4 protein-coding genes are annotated in these 4,205 nt (G+C 52.1%); 1 reads left to right on the top strand and 3 read right to left on the bottom strand.

Features of this window, described 5'->3' with window-relative positions:
• Positions 1 to 190: 190 nt before the first annotated feature.
• Positions 191 to 835 (top strand): DUF6498-containing protein, encoded by a 645-nt coding sequence (locus tag EXE41_RS18255; protein ID WP_394348120.1) that lies wholly within the window; start codon positions 191 to 193, stop codon positions 833 to 835.
• A 100-nt stretch (positions 836 to 935) separates the two neighbouring features.
• Here EXE41_RS18255 and EXE41_RS18260 read toward each other — a convergent pair whose 3' ends face one another.
• The 3 genes from EXE41_RS18260 to EXE41_RS18270 all read right to left on the bottom strand — a co-directional run bounded on the left by EXE41_RS18260 (position 936) and on the right by EXE41_RS18270 (position 3,757).
• A complete protein-coding gene (locus EXE41_RS18260; RefSeq protein WP_137691748.1) occupies positions 936 to 2,216 on the bottom strand; it encodes an RNA-guided endonuclease TnpB family protein in 1,281 nt (426 codons plus the stop codon).
• A gap of 178 nt (positions 2,217 to 2,394) precedes the next feature.
• Positions 2,395 to 3,138: a hypothetical protein gene (locus tag EXE41_RS18265; protein ID WP_241987293.1), complete on the bottom strand. Its 744-nt coding sequence runs from the start codon at positions 3,136 to 3,138 to the stop codon at positions 2,395 to 2,397.
• Positions 3,139 to 3,313: 175 nt separating this feature from the next.
• Positions 3,314 to 3,757 carry a DUF3592 domain-containing protein gene (locus EXE41_RS18270; protein ID WP_137691749.1) on the bottom strand — a complete coding sequence of 148 codons (444 nt, stop codon included), beginning with the start codon at positions 3,755 to 3,757 and terminating at the stop codon, positions 3,314 to 3,316.
• Positions 3,758 to 4,205 lie beyond the last annotated feature (448 nt).

Raw genomic sequence — 4,205 nt, forward strand, 5'->3', positions numbered from 1 at the left:
TTCTATTACCCCAAGTTCCGCAAGTTCCGATAGCCTCTGGCCGAAGGCAGGACGGTCTTCATGCATACCCGCTTTTGCCGGGCCAGAGGCACTAATGCTCCTGGTTCCGCCAGTCTACTGAAGAGCGTCGGTTGTTGATACCACGTTCAGAGAACTGGGGGAGTCTAGCGACTTTTTCATTGGGCTCATACTGAATTTTGGACTCATTGTTGGAGTGGTCGTGTTTCAGTGGAACATCGTTGAGATCGCACTGGTGTATCTCATCGAGGTAGCGATTATCCAGCTCTTCTTTTTTCCTGTTGCGTTGTTTACTCCGAAACCAGTAGACGGTCGGGACGGAGACATGTGGGACACCGACCCGACCCCACGTCAGCTGATTGGCTTGTTCCCACCAGTATACTGGCGAAATATCAAATTTGTCTGGTCCAAAGTTGTTTTCAATGCCGTGATTGTCGGCGTTATAATCCGCTCTGTTGCCTCCAGATACAGTCTTAGTTCGGACCTACCCGTGTCAGTCGGCCTCGCGATCGCTGGCATCGTGCTGTTTCAGCTGAGCCGTGTTTGGCGGCACTTTGTTGCTGAGCAATCATACAAACAGAAATCACCGACAGACCCGCTGGCGTTTGTGTACGCCCCACTTACTGAATTGTACTTGATATTTGTATACGTACTCGCCCCCGTGACGTTGGTTTTAGCCGGTATCGCATTCGCAATCGATAGCGACCTCAACTCATTGCCTACACTGCTACTGTATCTGATCCCAATGGGATTTATTCGGGCGTGGATAGGAAGCTTGGATCCTCAGACAGACGATTTTGAGGTGAATTTTAATTGAAGAGTGCGGCCTTGTGGAACTCTTCAGCAATTGACATTCTCCCCGCGCTGAAGCGCGAGGATTCCCACGGCACCGCACCGCTGGGTTGGGATATTGTGGTTCACGACGTGACCTGTTCTTGAGGTACAAACGCACCAGTTTCTTTGTCAAACAAGAGCGTCGATGGCTGTGCCAACCAGCCGTTACTCCTATCCACCGAGAGATTCGGTGAACTCGGAGATACTTTCTGCCGAATGTTCTCAGCACCGTTCACGTCCGCGTTCGCCACAGTCCCGCACTCATCGCAGACATACAGTCCGCGTTCAACACGGTTTGCGTCACGCTTCCGACCACAGCACGAACACGGCTTCGAGGTATCCCGCTCAGACACTTGTTCAATCGTAATACCTTCCATTTCGGCTTTGTATTCGAGAAGGTCTGTGAACCGGTCGAACGCCCACGAGTGTAGATCAAGATTCCCGTGTATGCCCCAGTCCTTTGACTCGGCGTTCTCCTCATCCTCACGGATGCCAGAGAGATCTCCCACCACGATAGTTCCAACTTCCTCGTCAACACACCGCTGGACGATACGTTTCGAGAGTGTGTGGAAGTAGTGGGTACGGCGAGCCGACTTCTTCTGGTTCAGCCCGGTGGCCTGATCGGAATTCGAGTCGTCACACAGAGCGATTCGCTTGCTGAAGTAGTAGTCGTCCTGTTTCAAGCAGTTCAGCGGGTACAGCTCGCTGTGACCGTCTTCATACGCGAGCGCGGCAAAGTTGTTAATACCGAGACCAACACCCACCGTCTTCTCACCGGGGGCTTCATCCACGTCGACCTCGACCTTACAGACGAAGTGTAGTTCCCATTCGTCGCCCGTCCACACAATCTTGGTTTGTTGGACGTTCTCCACGGCGGAGAGGTCAACGTCGGGGCGAGTTTGGTGCGTACACAGGACAAAATCCGACCAGTACTCTTTCAGGTTCGATCCTTTTGAGAGTCGGACGCGGTTGTACTGGGTGTCGAGTTTGAAGCCTTTCTGCTTGAACGTGACTGTGGAACGCGGGTGTTCGTCGCCGTGTTTACGGTAGCCGGGCGGGTTCGCTCTCGTGTCTCCGTTACGTCGTTTGCCGTACCAACCGTTGAACGCCTCAGCGAGTTCTTGAAGGACTCGCTGACTTGACTGCGAATGCAGGTCATCATAGCGTTCGTGGGTTTTGAGGTACGTGGTGAGTTCGTTGTGGTTGGGAATGTGACCGATTTCATCCCAGATCCGACTACACGTCCACCGTCCGACGTTCCAGAGTTTCGAGGCGGCGAACCCGAGCGAATCAAGGTCGTCTTGCACCCGAGACTGGTTCCGTATGGAAGCAGTATAGGTGCGGGTAACGACCTGTTTCGCTATACGTAACCTATGTAGACCAACTTACTTGATGCTATGTATTTGCTCAGCGTGGAATATCCAGCCGTGCCATCGAACGGTGGACTGTGAAGGGTAGTGTCGGATTCATCCCCGCGCTAAAACGCGAGGCTTTCTCCTCAATTCTCCGTAACCGTACCACTGCGATTACCGTCGATACAATCTACGATGTCACCATCTCTTTTTGACTCTCTCGCAGTTGGGTGAACGCTTCTGCTAGGGTCGCAAGGATGAGTAACGAAAACGGGAGTCCGACAACACCAGACAGCAGGATTCCTATTCCTTCCCCGGCAATGGCACCGACCACTAACGATGTCATGGCTGTTAACACACCTGAGATGAGCCCAATCCCAGCGATAATTATCACTAAGAGTCCAAACAGTCGAAACCAATGGCCGCGCGTTAGTTGCCAGCTATCCCGAAACCCGGCGATAAAGTTCTTGTCCTCTACCGCGATGTACACGACCGTAAAGATGAACGCGACGTATGCGATGATTCCAGGAATAACAAAGAGCACTGACCCGACGAGCATGAGAACCGCGTATATGAGCCCCCCAACGAGCGAGTTCAGGAGGACCGGCACAATGTTTCGCGTGTAGTACTCTGACGGAATTTCCTGTGTATGACCGCCGACAAACGTTCGAATCGTGACAATCGTGAGCCATTGAAGCCCCAGCAACAGGAGAATAGCTGCGCTCACGGAAACAGCAAGCGGGGCGTCGATTGCCGGGAGAGCTACGTTCTCTGTCGGCGTACCTGACTGCTCAAGCCCCGTGACGACAGCACTATAAAACGGAATCTGCCACGCAGCCCCGATCAGCAAATATGCGACCAGCAACAGCAAGCCGTTACGATTCGCGACACGGCTGATTCCTCCCGCAAGCGATGAACCAATATTGAGTGTCACGCTAGATCCATCTCGTGTTGATGTGATACATTGTACTGACGCGTTTCACTATCTGAAACTCGGCGTTTCACGGAGGCGTGTTGGAACTTATCAGGTGCGAGACTTAGAGCCAGAATATGAAGTAGTAATTTAGCAACCAAGCGGAGGGACATCACCCTAACGGAGCGGTTCGAGGTTAAGAAGCGACGGATTTGTAGACTGGTCTTCCGATCAGGAATAGGCCTAAGATGCCGAATATAAGTGGTAGAGGGCTACTCTGTTTCTTAAGATACGATTTCGAGGGCGAGCCTTGTACGACATAGGCCGTGGTTGTCTCCCCGACATTGTACCGGTCAATTCTGTCTCCCGCGGCAGTCCTTGTGTCGGACGCTTTTGTTCCTATTCCCGGTCTGATGTTGTCGGAAGTATAGTCGGTTCCGTTGTACGTGTAGCTGTAAGTGACGTGGGGGGTGTACCTGTCCCCCCTTTTTGAGGAATCCATGGTGACTTCTTTGCTCTCTACCGTGGCTTCAATCTGTACCCCGGACGAGAGACTTTGTTGCTGAGAGTATCCCATGTACCCAGCAACTCCGAGCAGCACAATCCCCAGTATTATACTTATCAGAGACAGCTTCGACATATTGGCGATTGTTTAGACTATTGAATAGTAATTTCGACGTATTTCTCACTACGCAACACATACAGCTCTCATTAACCGCTGTTTCAGGCGAAAATATATCTGAAGAATGGGATTTCAACAGAGCCTTTCTCCGTGATTTTACTACTGTGATGGCGTTATAGTGTACACTATGGAATCGGTGAGATGCCGACCCGAACCACAAGGGGCGGTGAACTGCGGAGGTTCACCCGGCAATGACACGGATTCCGATGGGGCGTTGTTGACCGCGCCACAGCCGTATAAAGGAGAGAAAACGAGAGTTTCGCCCGTATGTTTGGGGGGCATTCGTCTTTAGCTAAGCGAAGAACCGCATGACAGCAGCGGCTTATCGAGGCTACTTTTTGAGAGGAATGAGGAGGCGGCAAGTGTGCACCAAGACGCCTCCTCATCAAGAATCATGCGTCGGCTT

This window comes from Halorubrum sp. SD690R (genome assembly GCF_005435035.1).
GTDB lineage: Archaea > Halobacteriota > Halobacteria > Halobacteriales > Haloferacaceae > Halorubrum > Halorubrum ezzemoulense.